Raw genomic sequence first — 16,113 nt, forward strand, 5'->3', positions numbered from 1 at the left:
ACGCGGCGCAACCTGCTGTCTTCCAAGCGTTCTCGCCGGGCAGCGGCACCACGTGCTAGGGGGTTCCTCGACCGGATTCGGCACCAGGCCCGGGCCGGCCGGCCGCCGGCAAGAATCCGATGAGCGTCCGCCGGGGCCGATCAGATGAGCGTCATACCTGTTGTCCCGTAACGACTTTCAGATTCCATACGGCCGTAGCTGGCGTCGCCGCGGCGCACCCGATAGGGCGCCGATTCAACTCGGCTCACCGACTCGGCGTCCGCGCCGCAGTGCCGGCGCCGGGGGCCGGAGTGCTCGGCAAGAATTTCTTCCGGGATTTTTCGAATTCGTCGATCTGATCGGCGTGCCGCAGGGTCAACGAGATGTCGTCAAGCCCTTCCAGCAACCGCCACCGGACGTAGGGATCGATCTGAAACGAGACCGTCAGCGAGCCGGCCGAGATGGTCTGCGCGGCAAGATCTACCGTCACCTCGGTGCCCGGCGCGTTCTCCAATTCCTTCCACAGCAGTTCGACGTCGTCCTGCGCCGCCTGCGCGGCGACCAGACCACCCTTGCCGGCATTGCCGCGGAAGATGTCGGCGAAGCGCGAGGACACCACCACCTTGATGCCGTAGTCCAGCAACGCCCAGACCGCGTGCTCCCGTGAGGATCCGGTGCCGAAGTCGGGGCCGGCCACCAACACCGACCCGGCGGCGAACACCGGCTGGTTGAGCACGAAGCTGGGGTCGGCGCGCCACGCGGCGAACAAGCCGTCCTCGAATCCGGTGCGGGTCACCCGCTTCAGGTAGACGGCCGGGATGATCTGGTCGGTGTCGACATTGCTGCGCCGCAGCGGGATTCCGACGCCGGTGTGGGTGTTGAACGCTTGCATGACGGGCCTTTCGGGGCTGCTGGTCCGGCTGAGTGCCGGCGAGATCGGTCGGTTCGATGACGGGCTGCGACTGCGCCCCCGGGGGCGGCGGGCGCTGCGGTCAGCCGGCGACCACCGGCTGGCGCAGGTCGCCCGGCTCAGACAGCGTGCCGCGCACCGCGGTGGCGGCCGCCACGGCCGGCGAGACCAGATGGGTGCGACCGCCTTTGCCCTGCCTCCCCTCGAAATTGCGGTTGGAGGTGGAGGCACTGCGCTCCCCCGGTGCCAGTTGATCCGGGTTCATGCCAAGGCACATCGAGCATCCGGCGCTGCGCCACTCGGCACCGGAAGCCACAAAGATCTGGTCGAGTCCCTCGGCCTCGGCCTGCTGCTTGACCCTCATGGAACCGGGAACCACCAGCAGCCTGACCTGCTCGGCAACCCGCCGGCCGTCCAGAATCTCCGCGGCCACCCGCAAGTCCTCGATCCGGCCGTTGGTGCATGACCCGAGAAAGACGGTGTCCACCGCAATGTCCTTCAGCGGGGTACCCGCCGTCAGATCCATGTACTGCAACGCCTTCTCGGCGGCAACCCGCTCCGCCTCGTCGGTGATCAGCTCAGGATCGGGCACCCGGCCGGCCAGCGGCAGCCCCTGACCGGGGTTGGTGCCCCAGGTGACGAAGGGGCTCAGCTCGGCGGCGTCGATCACCACCTCTGCGTCGAAAACCGCGTCGTCGTCGGACGTCAGCGACTTCCAGTACTGCACTGCCTCGTCCCATTCGGCACCGCTGGGCGCCTGCTGTCTGCCCTTCAGGTACTCGAAGGTGGTCTCGTCGGGAGCGATCATGCCGGCGCGGGCGCCGGCCTCGATGCTCATGTTGGCGATCGTCATCCTGGCTTCCATCGACAGCGCCCTGATCGCCGATCCGCGGTACTCCAACACGTATCCCTGGCCGCCGCCGGTGCCGATCTTGGCGATCACGGCAAGGATCAGGTCTTTGGCGCTGACCCCTTGCGGCAGTTCACCGTCCACCGTGATGGCCATGGTCTTGAACGGCTTCAACGGCAGCGTCTGGGTGGCCAGCACATGCTCCACCTCACTGGTTCCGATCCCGAAGGCGAGCGCGCCGAACGCGCCGTGGGTTGAGGTGTGCGAGTCGCCGCAGACAATCGTCATGCCCGGCTGGGTGAGCCCGCGCTGCGGCCCGACAACGTGCACGATGCCCTGCTCGGCGTCGCCCATCGGATAAAGGGTGACACCGAACTCGTCGCAGTTTCGCCGCAGCGTCTCCACCTGCGTGCGGGAGACCTCGTCGGCGATCGGAAGATTGATGCCCTTGGTCGGCACGTTGTGGTCTTCGGTGGCAACCGTCAGGTCGGGGCGCCGCACCCCGCGGCCGGCCTGCCGGAGTCCGTCGAAGGCCTGCGGGCTGGTGACCTCGTGGACCAGATGCAGATCGATGTAGAGCAGATCGGGTTCCCCCTCGGCGCGATGCACCACATGCGCATCCCAGACCTTTTCCGCCATCGTCCGGCCCATAGTCTTCCAACCCTTTCCAGATCGGTTGATCCGGCGACGTCGGCCGCCGGAAACGCCGCGAGACTGGACTTCTCACTATTCGAGAATCTAGTATCGCTACATGGGACAGTCTAGCGGCATCGGAGTTCTCGACAAAGCCGTGCAGGTGTTGCGGGCGACCGCGGCCGCGCCGATGGGACTTGCGGATCTGTGTGCCGCCACCCGACTGCCCCGCGCCACCGCACACCGGTTGGCCGTCGGCCTCGAGACGCACGGGCTGCTGGCTCGCGACGGACACGGCCGCTGGCATCCGGGGCCAACGCTTGCGGTGCTCGCCTCGGCCGCGCCGGATCCACTGATCACGGCCGCTGCCGAGGTACTGCCCCGGCTCCGCGACCTCACCGGGGAGAGCGTGCAGGTGTACCGGCAGGACGGGATGAGCCGGGTGTGCATCGCAGTGTCGGAACGTGCCGCCGGCCTGCGCGACACGGTGCCGCTCGGCGCCAGACTGCCGATGACGGCCGGCTCGGCCGCGAAGGTGCTCGCCTGCTGGGCCGATCCGGTGGTGCAGCGCGCGGTGGTCAACGACGGTCACATCACCGAGCGGATGCTGGCGGAGGTGCGGCGCCGCGGCTGGGCGCAGTCGGTCGCCGAGCGCGAGCCGGGGGTGGCCTCGGTATCGGCGCCGATCCGTGATCCCAAGGGCGCGGTGATCGCCGCTGTCTCGGTCTCCGGCCCGGTGGACCGGATCGGGCGGCGACCTGGGGCCCGCTGGGCCGGCGACCTGGTGCAGGCCGCGGATGCGCTGACCGCCAGGCTCTGATCCGCAGGCGCCGTCGCTCTCGGTGGACACTGTCGCTCGCGGTGGACACTGTCGCGCGCCGGCACTGTCGCGCGCCGGCGCCGTTGCTCCCGCGGGCGTCGACAGCGCAAAGGCCCGACCGCTCAAGGCGATCGGGCCTGCTGCTGGTGGTACCCCCGAAGGGATTCGAACCCTCGCTACCGCCGTGAGAGGGCGGCGTCCTAGGCCGCTAGACGACGGGGGCAGGACGTGCGGCGCCGCCCTGACGAGCGCACCGCTGCTGAAATTGTGCTGGGATTCGGCAACCGAACAACTGTTTCCGAAACCGCTGGGGTACTAGGACTCGAACCTAGAATGGCTGAACCAGAATCAGCTGTGTTGCCAATTACACCATACCCCACCGGGCTGAACCGACCGCCGGAGCGGCGACCAACACCGAGAAGCAATCTTACAGGCCGCCGCGGCTAACCCGAAATCGGCCGAGCCGGGCGGCCGGGCGCCCTGCTCGGCTCAGCGCACCGGATTCGACAGCGTGCCGATGCCCTCGACACTGATGCTGGCTTGCTGCCCCGACTCGAGCAGGCCGACGCCCTGCGGGGTGCCGGTCAGGATCACGTCGCCGGGCAGCAGTGTCATGGCCGCCGAGATCCACTCGATCAGCTCGCCGATGGTGAAGACCATGTCAGCGGTGGTGCCGTCCTGCCGCACCTCGCCGTCGATCTCGGTACGGATGGTCAGCGCCGCCGAGTCCAGGTCGGTCTCGATCCATGGGCCGAGCGGGCAGAAGGTGTCGAAACCCTTTGCCCTTGCCCATTGTCCGTCGGTGGTCTGCAGATCGCGTGCGGTGACGTCGTTGCCGACGGTGTAGCCCAGAATCACCGAGGCGACGTCTTCGGCCGGGACGTCCTTGCAGGGACGCCCGATCACCACGGCCAGCTCACCCTCGTAGCTGACCTGCTTGCTCTGCGGGGGCAGCACGATGGCAGCGCCCGGCCCGATCACCGCGGTGGACGGCTTCAGAAAGCACAGCGGCTGGTCGGGCACCTGGTTGCCCAGCTCGGCCGCGTGATCGGCATAGGTGCGACCGAATGCGATGATCTTCGACGGCAGAATCGGTGCGAGCAAACGACTCTCGCCGAGCTTCCACTCCCGGCCGCTGTACTCGGGGGTACCGAACGGGTGCGCCAGGATTTCCCGCAGGTTAGTCTGCGGGTCGAGCCCGCCGGTGGCGGCGTGCGCCGGATCCTGCTCCTCAACGGAATCGACGGTGACGAACGCCACCCCGTGCTCGGGATGGGCCACCCTTGCCAGTCGCATCGCGGGCTCCTTCGGTTACTCGGTGGGCTGCATCTGCTGGTCGCTCGCCGATGCCGGCTGGTCGGCGCTCTGCACCGCGTACACCACGGAGTCGACCAGCGCCTGCCACGATGCTTCCACCACGTTGGCGTGCACGCCCACCGTTGTCCAATCGCGCTCACCGTCGGTGGAGGTCACCAGCACCCTGGTGATCGAGTCGGTGCCGGCATGCCCGGCCAGAATCCGCACCTTGTAGTCGGTCAGCTCCACCGACCGCAGCGGCGGGAACTGCGGTTCCAGCGCCAGTCGAAGTGCCGAGTCCAGCGCGTGCACCGGCCCGTTGCCCTCGCCGGTGGCCACCACTCTGGTGTTCCCCACCCAGATCTTGACGGTGGCCTCACTGGTCACCTCACTGGAGGATGGCCCGGCCACCGCCTTGCCGTTCTTCGGGCTCTCGACGATCACCCGGTACGACTCCAGCCGGAACGGCAGCCGCTCCGGTTCGGCAGCGTCGGCACCGGCCAGCGCCGACCGGATCAACAACTCGAACGAGGCGTCAGCGGCTTCGTACGAAAATCCTTGTGCCTCACGGTTCTTGACCGTGTCGACCACCGTCTGCACCACCTCGGGCCGCTGGCTAAGGTCGAGTCCAAGCTCCTTCGCCTTGAGTTCGACGGAGGCCCGGCCGGCCATCTCGGTGATCAGGATGTGCATGTCGTTGCCGACCGCGTCAGGGTCGAGGTGGTTGTACAGGTCGGGGTCGACCTTGATGGCAGAGGCGTGCAGCCCGGCCTTGTGCGAGAACGCCGACGAGCCGACATATGCCTGGTGGGTGTTCGGGGCGATGTTGGCCAGTTCGGCGATGGCGTGCGACACCCTGGTCAGATCGGCCAGCCGTCCCGGCGGCAACACCGGCAATTCCAGCTTGGTGATCAGGTTGCCGAGTACCGCGAACAGATCGGCGTTGCCGGCGCGTTCCCCGTAGCCATTGGCCGTGCACTGCACATGGGTGGCACCGGCCTGCACGGCGGCGATGCTGTTGGCCACCGCGCAGCCGGTGTCGTCCTGGCAGTGGATCCCAACCCGGAATCCGCCGCGCCGCAACACCTCTGCCACCGTGTCCGACAGCGGTCCCGGCAGTTGCCCACCGTTGGTGTCGCACAGCACCACGACGTCGGCGCCGGCGGCGACGGCGGCCTCGCCGACCCGCAGCCCGTAGTCGGCGTCGGCGGCGAACCCGTCGAAGAAGTGTTCGCAGTCGATGAACACCCTGCGGCCGTTGTCGGTGAGATACCTGACGGTGTCGGCGACCATCGCCAGGTTCTCCTCAAGGGTGGTCCGCAATGCGCGTTCCACATGCCGCACATCGGATTTCGCGACCAGCGTCACCACCGGCGCCTGCGAATCCAGCAGCGCCTTGACCTGTGGGTCGTCCTGCACCGCGAGCCCGGCCCTCCGGGTGCTGCCGAAGGCCACCAGTTGCGCGGTGCGCAGGGGTAGCTCGCCGGCGGCCGCCCTTGCGAAGAACTCGGTGTCCTTCGGCAACGCGCCAGGCCAGCCACCCTCGATGAAGCCGACCCCCAACTCGTCGAGCAGCGCCGCCACCGCCAGCTTGTCGGTGACCGAGTAGCTGATGCCCTCGCGCTGCGCTCCGTCCCGCAGCGTCGTGTCGAAGACGTGGAAGGTGTCGCCCAGCGGCAGTCCGGTGTCGGCCGGGACGTCCGAAGCGGCTGACGGCAAGGGGTTCGACGACACCGGCAGGTCCCTAGCTCGAGGCCAGCGCGGCCAGCCGGTCGCCGATGGCCTGGGTGCGGCCCGGCGAACCGGCCTGCCTGGTGGCCAGGTCGAAGGCCACCGCCGCCTCGACGCGGCGGGCGGCGTCCGTCATCCCGACGTGGTCAAGCAGCAGCGCGACGCTCAACACCGTCGCCGTCGGGTCGGCGGTGCCGCTGCCGGCGATGTCCGGCGCGGAGCCGTGCACCGGCTCGAACATGCTGGGGTTGGTGCGCGAGACGTCCAGGTTGCCGGAAGCGGCCAGCCCGATACCGCCGGACACCGCGGCGGCCAGATCGGTGATGATGTCGCCGAAAAGGTTGTCGGTGACGATGATGTCGAACCGGGCCGGGTCGGTGACGAGGTGGATCATCGCAGCGTCGACGTGTTCATAGGAGACCGATACGTCCGGGTACTCCATCGACACCTCCTCCACGACGCGGCTCCAGAGCTGCCCGGCATGGGTGAGGACGTTGGTCTTGTGCACCAGCGTCAGGTGCTTGCGGGGCCGCGCCGCGGCCCGGGCGAACGCATCCCGCACCACTCGCTCGATGCCGAAGTACGTGTTCACCGACACCTCGGTGGCGATCTCCTGCGGAGTGTCCTTGCGCAGCAGCCCGCCGTTGCCCGCGTACGGCCCCTCGGTGCCCTCGCGCAGCACCACAAGATCGACGGCTTTCTCTCCGGCCAGCGGGCCCGGTACGCCCGGATACAGCCGCGCCGGCCTCAGGTTCACGTGGTGGTCCAGCTCGAAGCGCAGCCGCAACAGCAACCCGCGTTCCAGAATCCCGGAGGGAACGGTCGGATCACCAACGGCGCCAAGCAGAATCGCGTCATGCGCCCGCAATTCGCGCAGCACCGAGTCCGGCAACAGCTCGCCGGTGCGATGCCAGCGCGCGGCGCCGAGATCGTAGGAGTTGGTCTCGATGCCGGGCACGACACCGTCCAGCACCTTCAGGCCCTCGGCCACCACCTCGGGACCGATGCCATCGCCTGGGATGACGGCCAGCTTCATCGTCTGCAGTACCAATCTGTCTCGGGGCGGTCGGGGCGGTCTCGGGACGGTCGGGGCACGCACCGCGCCGGAAGGTCGCTGGCTGCTCAGCGTAGTCGTACCAGTTGGTGGGATGCCGAACGGTGGTGGTGCCGGCCCCGCACGAACGCCGAAACGGCCCGGCGCAGGATTCGCTCCTGCGCCGGGCCGTTTCGGCGTTCGGGGCCGGCGCGGGCTGCGCCGGCGTCGCCGTCAGCGTTGCCCGCCCCCGGCGCTACTTGACGGTGATCACCTCGGACCTGGCCCCTGGCTTGCCGTTCAGGTGCAGTACCAGCACCGAGGTCTTACGCGGTGCGTTGTATCCCATGGTGTACGGGATCGCCGACTTGCCCTCGTCGATGTACAGCGGCGCCTCGAACGACACGGCGGGCTTCAGCGGGTTGAAGGCCACCGGACCGACGGTGTCGATGTCCTCGCCGGTCCACGCCGAGTACACGCCGGTGGTGTACGTCATCGGGAAGTCCTTGGTCTGCGCGGTGATCCCGATGACGGCCGGGTCGATCGGCAGCAGGATCACGTTGCTGTCGAACGCCCCGGTGTCGACGTCGCCGTAGTTGAAGTTGATCGGCGTGACGCTCAGCGCCCGACCGGTTCGCAGGTCGACGGTGATGGCCTCAATCAGGTCGAGTTGATCGCCGCTGGCGTTCTGCATCGCCTGTGCGTACACCTCGAACTCGGGCCGGCCATCGCCATTGGTGTCGATGTCGACGTACGGCAGGGTGATGTGCCCGACGTTGACCCAGTCCTGATAGGCACTGACCCCGAACCAGAGGAAGCCGTCGCTGACGCCGGTGGCACCCTTGCTGACGCCGGCACCGACCTCCTTGATGTCGCCGGCGCCGTCGAAGCGCGCCGTGGTGCAGCCGCTGGTCTGAGTACCGGTGCAGGTGGGCAGCTTCGGGCTGGTGGCGCCCAGCTCCAGCGCGGACACCAGCGAGGTGTAGCCGTCGTTGAAGCCCTTGCCGTTCAACTGGATGACCTTCTGCCGCCCCATCTGACCCTTGGTGGCCTTGGTGGTGGAGTACGGCTTGGCGACACCGTAGACCGGCACCCGCAGGGCGTCCTTGCCGGCCTGGCTCAGCAGGATCCGTCCGGACGCGTCGGTGACGTACTGCCTGGCTTCGTCCATTCCGGTGAGCGGGTTGGTCTGGGTGACGCTCATGGTCGGGTCGATGGTGTGCGCCAGTTGCGCGGTGGTCACCGACATGGTGACGGTGACGGTCGCCTTACCCCGCGGCGGCAGGTACAGCGACGCCGGCGACACCGAATAGTTGACGCCTGGCGTCTGCACCACCGGGTCGTAGCTGACCTTCATGGTGGCGCCGGTACGGGCGGTGTTCTCCACCGTGACCTTCTGGGTCTTGGTGACCGACTTCTTGTTCGCCGGCACCATCACCACACCGAACGAGGCGGACACCGCCCCGGCGCGGCCGGCCGAGTAGGCAAGCACCGTGTTGTTGACGGCGTTCAGGGCGTCGACCCGTCCGGCGCCGACACGCGCCGGCCCGTACTTGTTGCCCTTCTGCCCCTGCTGGTCGAAGACGTCGTGAGCGGCCGTGTTCATGATGTCGGCCTTGAGCTGCTCGGTGGTCCAGCCCGGGTTCCGCTGCTTCACCAGGGCGGCGATGCCCGCGGTGTGCGGGGTCGCCATCGAGGTGCCCGAGTTGCTCGCCCCGGCATCGCCGGTGCCGACAGCTGCCGAGACGATGGTGTCACCGGGGGCGGCGACGTCCGGCTTGATCGGGTTGATCGAGTTGTGCGGGCCGCGCGAGGTGAACGACGACGGCATGTCGCCGATCGCCGAGTTCACCTTGGCGATGCTGCCCTCAAGCGACCCGTCGAAGGTCACCTGCAGCGTCCCGGCCTCCATGGCGGGCCGCAGCGCCTCGGTGCCGTCCCGGTAGAGCTGGAACACCGGGATGGTCGCGGAACCGGTGATGCCGGCGCCGAACACATCGAGCTGCGAGGTGAAGATCGCGCCGATGGCGCCGGCGGCGGCGACGTTGTTGGAACGTCCCGCTGAGCCGCAACGCCGGGTGGCGTCGTTGTCGTCCCACTCCAGCCAGGCGACCTTGCCGGCCACCCTGGCCTTGTCGGCGGCCGACAACGGGTCACACCCGTCGGCGTTCGCGCCGGGGATGTTGACCACGGTTCCGCTCACCGGCGGCTTGCTGGCCCACGGGTAAGCGACCGACATCTGCCCTGCGTAGTTCTTGGCCAGGTTGGCCGGCGCCGTCGCCTTGAGCGCGTCGGCCCTGATGTAGGGGTCGACGACGGACGCAACGGCCAGCGAACGGACCGCGTTGCCAGGGGTGCCACCGGCATCGGTGTTGTCGCCGGCGTTGCCCATCGCCAGTACCGGCAGCACACCGTTCTCGGCGAGCACGTCGATCAGGGCGTTGTCCGGGTCGTCCTCCGGCCCGAAGTCGCTGCCCAGCGAGAGGTTCACGATGTCGAGATGATCGGAGAAGTCACCGTCGCCGTTCGGGTCGAGGGACCAGTCCAGCGCGGCACCGGTGAGGTCGGTGGAGCCGCCGCAGCCGAAGACCCGCAGCCCGTACAGCTTGGCGGCCGGAGCCATGCCGGGGCCGACCTTCATCTTGTACAGCGCATCGGCGTTCAGCGCCGAGTAGTCGCCCTTGAAGGTGGATCCGTCGGCATTGACGCCGTAGCCGGCGACCGTGCCGGCGACGTGGCTGCCGTGGCCCTGGCAATCCAGCGGATTGGGATCGGGCTTCGGGACCGGCTGATAGCTCGGTGAGGAGGGGTCGGCGTTGTAGTCGTCGCCGGCGAAGTCGTAGCCGCCGACGACCTTCTCGTTCGGCGTCCACGGGCCGGCCGAGTTGGCCTGCGCCTTCTCGAAGGCTGCGGTGGTGCCGGGGCCGCCGAAGTCGGCGTGGGTGTAGTCGATGCCGGTGTCGATGATGCCGACCCTGACGCCGTCACCCAGCAGCCCGGTGCTCTGCCAGGCGTTCAGCACCTTGGTGAACTGAGCGGCGCCGGCGTTGTTCGGCTTCTTGGAGACGATGCGGGACACCTTCACCACATCGGGCCGGGCGGCGATCGCATCGATGGCGGCGGCATTGGCCGTGACGGCGACGCCGGGCAGCGAGTTGACCGTGGTGTAGAGCGGCTTGATGGCAGCGGCGCTGCGGCCCGCCGCCTTCCGGCCGACGCCGACGATGTTGTCAGCGGTCTTCTTGATGGCGGCCCTGCGGGTCTTCGCCGACGCCTTCTGCGCGGCGGACGCCTTGACCTTCTCCTTGCTCTGGGGATCTTCCGGGGCGGCGGCGACCGCGCCGTCACCGGCGAACTGCACATAGACCGCCGCGGTCTTGCTGGCGTCCTTGCGCAGGTCCTGCAGCGTCGAGGCGATCTTCGCGCCTGCGGCTGGAACCGAGTAGCCGGTCTTGGTTGGTGCCTTCTGTGCCGGCTGATACCCCTGGTCCGGGGCGGCCGGTGCGGCGCTGGCGGATGGCGCCAGAACAAGACCGCTGACCAGCGCGACGGCCGAGGCAGCCGCGAGGGTCCGACGAAGGGTCGGGTGACGACCTGGTGACATGGACTAATCCCCTTTCGAGCCGCGGCCGGATTGACGCCGCCGCGACGGATGCCGAGAGTCGGGTATCGGTCTCGGGGGCCGAACGCCCGGCGTGCGGCGCCACCGACCAGAACCCCAGGGAACATCCCCCGAGGCCCGAGAATCAGGACCCGACGTTCCCGGCACAGTGACACGACACACAGACGCGCCCTGCAACGCTATGTCGTCACGGTGGGGTTTGACCAGGGGTTGCGACGTCCGTCAGCCTAAGTAGCGCAGCGTCACCTGGTCATCACCCCCAGCCAGCCGTCGCTGCGATGACGCTGAGCGGGAATCCACTGCTGCCCAGGCAGTGATTCATCCGATCGGATGAGCGACGAGGCCGCGCGGTCACTCAGTCAGCCTCTTGCTCTCCACCGGACAGCTTGTTGCTCTCCTACTGACAGGCGAAACGGCCGCCCGGATTGCTCCGGACGGCCGTTTCTGGGGTTTTGCGGTGTTGCTGCTGATAATTCGGGTGTCGTCAGCTTGCCGAATCCCGGCAGTTCCGATCCCGGTCTATCCCGTCAGTGGTCAGTGCGGGCCTAACCTGTCAGTGCCTATCCCGTCAGTGCCTAATCCTTCAGTGCCTAATCCTTCAGTGCCGGGCGGCGGTACCGGTGTAGTCGTCGTCGGCGGCCACCCAGCTCATCAGGCCGCGCAGCTTCTTCCCGGTCTGCTCGATCGGGTGCTGTTCCTGCTCGGCGCGCAGTTCCTTGAACTTGGGCGCACCCGCGTCCTGGTCGGCGATGAACCGCTCGGCGAACTTGCCGGAGCGGATGTCGGCAAGCACGCCCTTCATGTTCTCGGCGACGTGATCGTCGATCACCCGCGGACCCGAGACGTAGTCGCCGTACTCGGCGGTGTCCGAGATCGACCAGCGCTGCTTGGCCAGGCCACCCTCAACCATCAGGTCGACGATCAGCTTGAGCTCGTGCAGACACTCGAAGTAGGCGATCTCCGGCTGGTAGCCGGCATCGACCAGGGTCTCGAAGCCGAGCTGCACCAGTCGGGACATGCCGCCGCAGAGCACCGCCTGCTCGCCGAACAGATCGGTCTCGGTCTCTTCGGTGAAGGTGGTCTTGATGACGCCGGCCCTGGCGCCGCCGATGGCCGCCGCATACGACAGTGCGAGCGCCTGCGCCTGCCCGGTCGCATCCTGCTCGACGGCGATCAGGTCGGGCACGCCCTTGCCGTCGACGAACTCGCGGCGGACCAGATGGCCGGGACCCTTGGGCGCCACCATGATCACGTCGACGTCGGCCGGCGGCTTGATGTATCCGAAACGGATGTTGAAGCCGTGGCCGAAGGCAAGAGCCTTGCCCGCCTTCAGGTGCGGCTCGATCGACTCGGCGTAGACGTGCCGCTGCACATGGTCCGGGGTGAGGATCATGATGACGTCCGCTTCCTCAGCGGCCTGCGCCGGGGTGACGACCCGCAGGCCCTCGTCCGTCGCCTTCTGCCGCGAGCTTGAGGTCTCGGGCAGGCCGACGCGGACGTCGACTCCGCTGTCCCGCAGGTTCAGCGCGTGGGCGTGCCCCTGCGAGCCGTAGCCGATCACCGCGACCTTGCGGCCCTGGATGATCGAAAGGTCGGCGTCGTCGTCGTAGAAGATTTCCGCTGCCATGTGTTCGTTGTGCTCCTTGGATGACGGGCGGCCGGGACTCGGTCGCCGCTACTGATGCTGCTGATGCGGGTACTGCCGGCGGTCCGGAGATTTCCGGAGAGTTGTTGCGCCACCGTCGATCTCGTCGACCTGGACGGCGGGTGAGCGGGAGGGTCGGATCAGTCGCCACGCCCTCCCGTCGAGGTGATGGCGCGCGGCCCGCGGCCCAGCGCCACCATTCCGGACTGGACCAGTTCGCGGATGCCGTAGGGCTCCAACAACCGTACAAGTGCCTCCAGTTTGTCGGAGGTTCCGGTGGCCTCGACCGTCACCGATTCCGGCGCGACGTCGATCACCTTGGCGCGGAACATGTCCACCACGGTAGTCAGCTGGCCGCGGGTGGCCGCGTCGGCCCGCAGCTTGATCAGCAGCAGCTCCCTGGTGACCGAGGCATCGCCGGGCAGCTCAACGATCTTCAGCACGTTGACGAGTTTGTTGAGCTGCTTGGTGACCTGTTCGAGCGGCAGGTCGTCCACCGTCACCACGATCGTCATCCTGGATACCGTCGGGCTCTCCGTCGGGCCGACGGCGAGCGAGTGGATGTTGAACCCACGGCGGGAGAACAGTGCCGAAACCCGTGCCAGCACACCGGGTTTGTTCTCGACCAGCACCGACAGGGTGTGACGCGATGTCATCTGCGTTGATCTTCTCTCGTGCCTCGTTGGTGCATTGGTGACGTGCGTGCCGCGGTGGGTGCGCACCGTCCTGCGGTATCGGAGCGCGGTGCCGCGGTGCGGGCGGGTGTCATTCTTCGTCGAACAGTGGACGGATGTTCCTGGCAGCCATGATCTGGTCGTTACCGGTCCCGGCTGCCACCATCGGCCACACCTGTGCGTCCTTGCCGACGACGAAGTCCACCACCACCGGCCGGTCGTTGATCTGCATCGCCTGCTCGATGGTGCTGTCGACGTCTTCCTTGCTCTCGCAACGCAACCCGACGCAACCCATGGCCTCGGCCAGCAGCTTGAAATCAGGAATGCGCAGCTTGTGGGTGCCCAGATCGGTGTTCGAGTAGCGCTCGCCGTAGAACAGGGTCTGCCACTGACGCACCATGCCGAGGTTGCCGTTGTTGATCACCGCGACCTTGATCGGGATGTTCTCGATGGCACAGGTGGCGAGTTCCTGATTGGTCATCTGGAAACAGCCGTCGCCGTCGATGCACCACACCGTGGTGTCCGGCATACCGGCCTTCGCGCCCATCGCCGCCGGCACCGAGAAGCCCATGGTGCCAAGGCCTCCGGAGTTGATCCAGGTGCGCGGATTCTCATAGTTGATGAACTGTGCCGCCCACATCTGGTGCTGGCCGACCCCTGAGGTGAAGATCGTCTCAGGGCCGGAGATCGCGCCGAGCCGGGAGAGCACGTACTGCGGCGACAGCGTGCCGTCGGCCGGTTCCTCGTAGCCGAGCGGGAACGACTCGCGGAGTTGGTCGAGTTCGGCCCACCAGGCGAACAGGTCCGACACCCTGCCGTCGCTCTTGATCCCTTCGATGGCCGTGATCAGTTGCCGCATCACGTCTTTGGCGTCACCGACGATGGGGATGTCGGCCACGCGGTTCTTGGAGATCTCGGCAGGATCGATGTCGGCATGGATCACGCTCGCCCCGGGCGCGAAGGTCCGCAGGTCACCCGTCACTCTGTCGTCGAACCTGGTGCCGATGGCGATCAACACATCGGAGCGCTGCATGGCGGCCACCGCAGCGACGGTGCCGTGCATGCCCGGCATGCCGAGGTGTTGGTCGTGCGAATCCGGGAATGCCCCGCGCGCCATCAGCGTGGTGACCACCGGGATGCCGGTGAGTTCGGCCAGCTGCAACAACTCCGCCGACGCCCCCGACTTGATCACTCCCCCGCCGATGTACAACACCGGACGGCGGGCCGAGGTGATCAGGTCGGCGGCGGCGGCGATCTGCCCGCTGTGCGGCCGTGCGGTGGGCCGGTAACCGGGCAGTTGGATCTCCGGCGGCCAACGGAAGGTGGTGTCGGCCTGCAGGATGTCCTTGGGAATGTCCACCAGCACCGGGCCGGGTCGGCCCGTGGACGCAAGGTGGAACGCGGCAGCGATGACCGACGGGATCTCCTCGGCATCCTGCACCAGGAAGTTGTGTTTGGTGATCGGCATGGTGATGCCGCAGATGTCGGCCTCCTGGAAGCCGTCGGTGCCGAGCAGCGAGCGGCCGACCTGACCGGTGATGGCCACCAGCGGCACCGAATCCATGTTGGCGTCGGCGATCGGCGTCACCAGGTTGGTGGCACCGGGTCCCGACGTGGCGATACAGACCCCGACCCTGCCGGTGGCCTGCGCGTAACCGGTGGCGGCGTGCCCTGCGCCCTGCTCGTGACGCACCAGGATGTGCCGCACCTTGGTGGAGTCCAACAGCGGGTCGTACACCGGCAGCACCGCACCACCCGGCAGGCCGAAGACCACGTCGACGTCGAGCTCTTCCAGACTGCGCACCACGGACGCCGCTCCGGTCAGCCGTTCCTGGAGCGGTTCCGGCGTGGCGACCCCGGCCTGCGCCTCATGGTCGCGGCCGCCGGACTCGTGAGCCGCCGGTTCGCCGGTGGCGTCGGGCCGGACGGCCGGTCGCCGCGGCGGGACCACCGCGCCGACACCGCGGTGGGCGGGGCCGGCGGATCCGGACGCCGCTGGGGCCGCGGCTTGGTTCGCGGCCACCGGACTTGGCGTTGTCATGCTTGGTCACCTCGAGGTTCTGGCACGGTGCTGGCGGTTGCGTCGTGCTGGACGGCAGTTGGAAGGCAAACAGTCGGAAATCGTTACGGGGCAACAAAAAACCCCTCGTCACCGGTGAGGTGTCCAAGGGGTTGCGCGTCGTCGCGGCGATGGCCGCATCGACGCGCTAGGTGATTACGAGGAGGAAAGCGTGCATGCAGCCACCATAGGGGCGCTTTCTGGCAAGTGTCAACCAGGCGGGATCGGCGTCTCGCATGTTGGGAGCTGGGCCGGTTGGACGTCAAGTGGGACACTGGAGCGATGAGCAGCACCGTTCCCGCTCCCTCGCCCGGCCCGTCGAACAGCGCCGGCGCCGGCGGCCATGATCTCGGCGGCACCGACGACGATCTCGAGAGCCTGTCGTCCGGCACCGTCAAGCGGTACCGATTGCCGTGGGTGGCGATCTTGCTGCCGCTGGCGCTGGTACTGGTGGCCGGGCCACTGGCGAGCACCGGCGGCCTGCTGACGGTGCTGTGGCTGGTTCCGTTGCTCGCGCTGGTCTGGCTGCTGGTGACGCGTACCGTTGCCGCGCCGACCGGGCTGACGGTGACGGGCCTGCGGGGCCGGCGCCGGATCTGCTGGGACGGGCTGCGACTGCTGCGCGACGGGCAGCGGTGGGTGGTCGCGATCGAGCCCAACGACCGGCGGACCAGGCTGCCGATGGTCACCGCGGTCGACCTCCCGACGCTGGTCGGGCTGTCCGACGAGCGCGCCACCGTGATCACCGGGCCGCTGCCGACGGCCAAGCGCAAGCGCCGCTGAGGCGTCGGCTCAGATCACCGCAGGTTCGGCGCACCGGCGCCGGTGCCGCACGGAGTAGCCTGAACCAGACGGCCACGC

11 protein-coding genes and 2 tRNA genes are annotated in these 16,113 nt (G+C 68.1%); 2 read left to right on the plus strand and 11 right to left on the minus strand.

Annotated elements, in window-relative coordinates:
* Positions 1-244: 244 nt before the first annotated feature.
* Positions 245-871, minus strand: a complete 627-nt coding sequence (leuD, locus tag HKD39_RS12875; protein WP_171200281.1) for a 3-isopropylmalate dehydratase small subunit — start codon at positions 869-871, stop codon at positions 245-247.
* 100 nt (positions 872-971) lie between these two features.
* A complete protein-coding gene (gene leuC / locus HKD39_RS12880) occupies positions 972-2,390 on the minus strand; it encodes a 3-isopropylmalate dehydratase large subunit (RefSeq protein WP_171200282.1) in 1,419 nt (472 codons plus the stop codon).
* A 100-nt stretch (positions 2,391-2,490) separates the two neighbouring features.
* On the opposite strand from leuC, the gene HKD39_RS12885 reads away from it, so the two are divergent.
* Positions 2,491-3,192, plus strand: coding sequence for an IclR family transcriptional regulator (locus tag HKD39_RS12885; protein ID WP_171200284.1), 702 nt, complete (start codon positions 2,491-2,493; stop codon positions 3,190-3,192).
* A gap of 147 nt (positions 3,193-3,339) precedes the next feature.
* On the opposite strand, the gene HKD39_RS12890 is transcribed toward HKD39_RS12885, so the two are convergent.
* The 9 genes from HKD39_RS12890 to HKD39_RS12930 all read right to left on the minus strand — a co-directional run bounded on the left by HKD39_RS12890 (position 3,340) and on the right by HKD39_RS12930 (position 15,234).
* A tRNA-Glu gene (locus tag HKD39_RS12890) sits at positions 3,340-3,415 on the minus strand.
* An 84-nt stretch (positions 3,416-3,499) separates the two neighbouring features.
* Positions 3,500-3,571 (minus strand) — tRNA-Gln (locus HKD39_RS12895).
* Between the two features lie 110 nt (positions 3,572-3,681).
* The gene (locus HKD39_RS12900) at positions 3,682-4,488 is read right to left on the minus strand and encodes a fumarylacetoacetate hydrolase family protein (protein WP_171200285.1); all 807 of its coding nucleotides are present in this window, start codon (positions 4,486-4,488) and stop codon (positions 3,682-3,684) included.
* A 15-nt stretch (positions 4,489-4,503) separates the two neighbouring features.
* Entirely contained in the window at positions 4,504-6,222 is a 1,719-nt protein-coding gene (gene cimA, locus HKD39_RS12905; protein WP_343074707.1) for a citramalate synthase, read from the minus strand.
* A gap of 10 nt (positions 6,223-6,232) precedes the next feature.
* Entirely contained in the window at positions 6,233-7,255 is a 1,023-nt protein-coding gene (locus HKD39_RS12910; RefSeq protein WP_171200286.1) for a 3-isopropylmalate dehydrogenase, read from the minus strand.
* 253 nt (positions 7,256-7,508) lie between these two features.
* On the minus strand, positions 7,509-10,856 hold the full coding sequence (locus HKD39_RS20090; protein ID WP_171200287.1) for a S8 family serine peptidase: 3,348 nt from the start codon (positions 10,854-10,856) through the stop codon (positions 7,509-7,511).
* A 616-nt stretch (positions 10,857-11,472) separates the two neighbouring features.
* On the minus strand, positions 11,473-12,501 hold the full coding sequence (gene ilvC / locus HKD39_RS12920) for a ketol-acid reductoisomerase (protein WP_171200288.1): 1,029 nt from the start codon (positions 12,499-12,501) through the stop codon (positions 11,473-11,475).
* Between the two features lie 158 nt (positions 12,502-12,659).
* Entirely contained in the window at positions 12,660-13,175 is a 516-nt protein-coding gene (ilvN, locus tag HKD39_RS12925; RefSeq protein ID WP_171200290.1) for an acetolactate synthase small subunit, read from the minus strand.
* A 109-nt stretch (positions 13,176-13,284) separates the two neighbouring features.
* Positions 13,285-15,234 carry an acetolactate synthase large subunit gene (locus HKD39_RS12930; protein ID WP_246232630.1) on the minus strand — a complete coding sequence of 650 codons (1,950 nt, stop codon included), beginning with the start codon at positions 15,232-15,234 and terminating at the stop codon, positions 13,285-13,287.
* Between the two features lie 300 nt (positions 15,235-15,534).
* On the opposite strand from HKD39_RS12930, the gene HKD39_RS12935 reads away from it, so the two are divergent.
* A complete protein-coding gene (locus HKD39_RS12935) occupies positions 15,535-16,035 on the plus strand; it encodes a PH domain-containing protein (RefSeq protein WP_171200291.1) in 501 nt (166 codons plus the stop codon).
* Positions 16,036-16,113: the final 78 nt, after the last annotated feature.

Origin of the sequence: Nakamurella aerolata (assembly GCF_013002705.1) — a bacterium.
GTDB classification, from domain to species: domain Bacteria; phylum Actinomycetota; class Actinomycetes; order Mycobacteriales; family Nakamurellaceae; genus Nakamurella; species Nakamurella aerolata.

What these genes read in the sequence shown, in the direction of transcription:
- leuD (WP_171200281.1), bottom strand. Translation starts at nt 871, where the DNA reads ATGCAAGCGTTCAACACCCACACCGGCGTCGGAATCCCGCTGCGGCGC.
- HKD39_RS12930 (WP_246232630.1), bottom strand. Translation starts at nt 15,234, where the DNA reads ATGACAACGCCAAGTCCGGTGGCCGCGAACCAAGCCGCGGCCCCAGCG.
- HKD39_RS12900 (WP_171200285.1), bottom strand. Translation starts at nt 4,488, where the DNA reads ATGCGACTGGCAAGGGTGGCCCATCCCGAGCACGGGGTGGCGTTCGTC.
- HKD39_RS12910 (WP_171200286.1), bottom strand. Translation starts at nt 7,255, where the DNA reads ATGAAGCTGGCCGTCATCCCAGGCGATGGCATCGGTCCCGAGGTGGTG.
- ilvC (WP_171200288.1), bottom strand. Translation starts at nt 12,501, where the DNA reads ATGGCAGCGGAAATCTTCTACGACGACGACGCCGACCTTTCGATCATC.
- leuC (WP_171200282.1), bottom strand. Translation starts at nt 2,390, where the DNA reads ATGGGCCGGACGATGGCGGAAAAGGTCTGGGATGCGCATGTGGTGCAT.
- HKD39_RS12885 (WP_171200284.1), top strand. Translation starts at nt 2,491, where the DNA reads ATGGGACAGTCTAGCGGCATCGGAGTTCTCGACAAAGCCGTGCAGGTG.
- HKD39_RS12935 (WP_171200291.1), top strand. Translation starts at nt 15,535, where the DNA reads ATGAGCAGCACCGTTCCCGCTCCCTCGCCCGGCCCGTCGAACAGCGCC.
- ilvN (WP_171200290.1), bottom strand. Translation starts at nt 13,175, where the DNA reads ATGACATCGCGTCACACCCTGTCGGTGCTGGTCGAGAACAAACCCGGT.
- HKD39_RS20090 (WP_171200287.1), bottom strand. Translation starts at nt 10,856, where the DNA reads ATGTCACCAGGTCGTCACCCGACCCTTCGTCGGACCCTCGCGGCTGCC.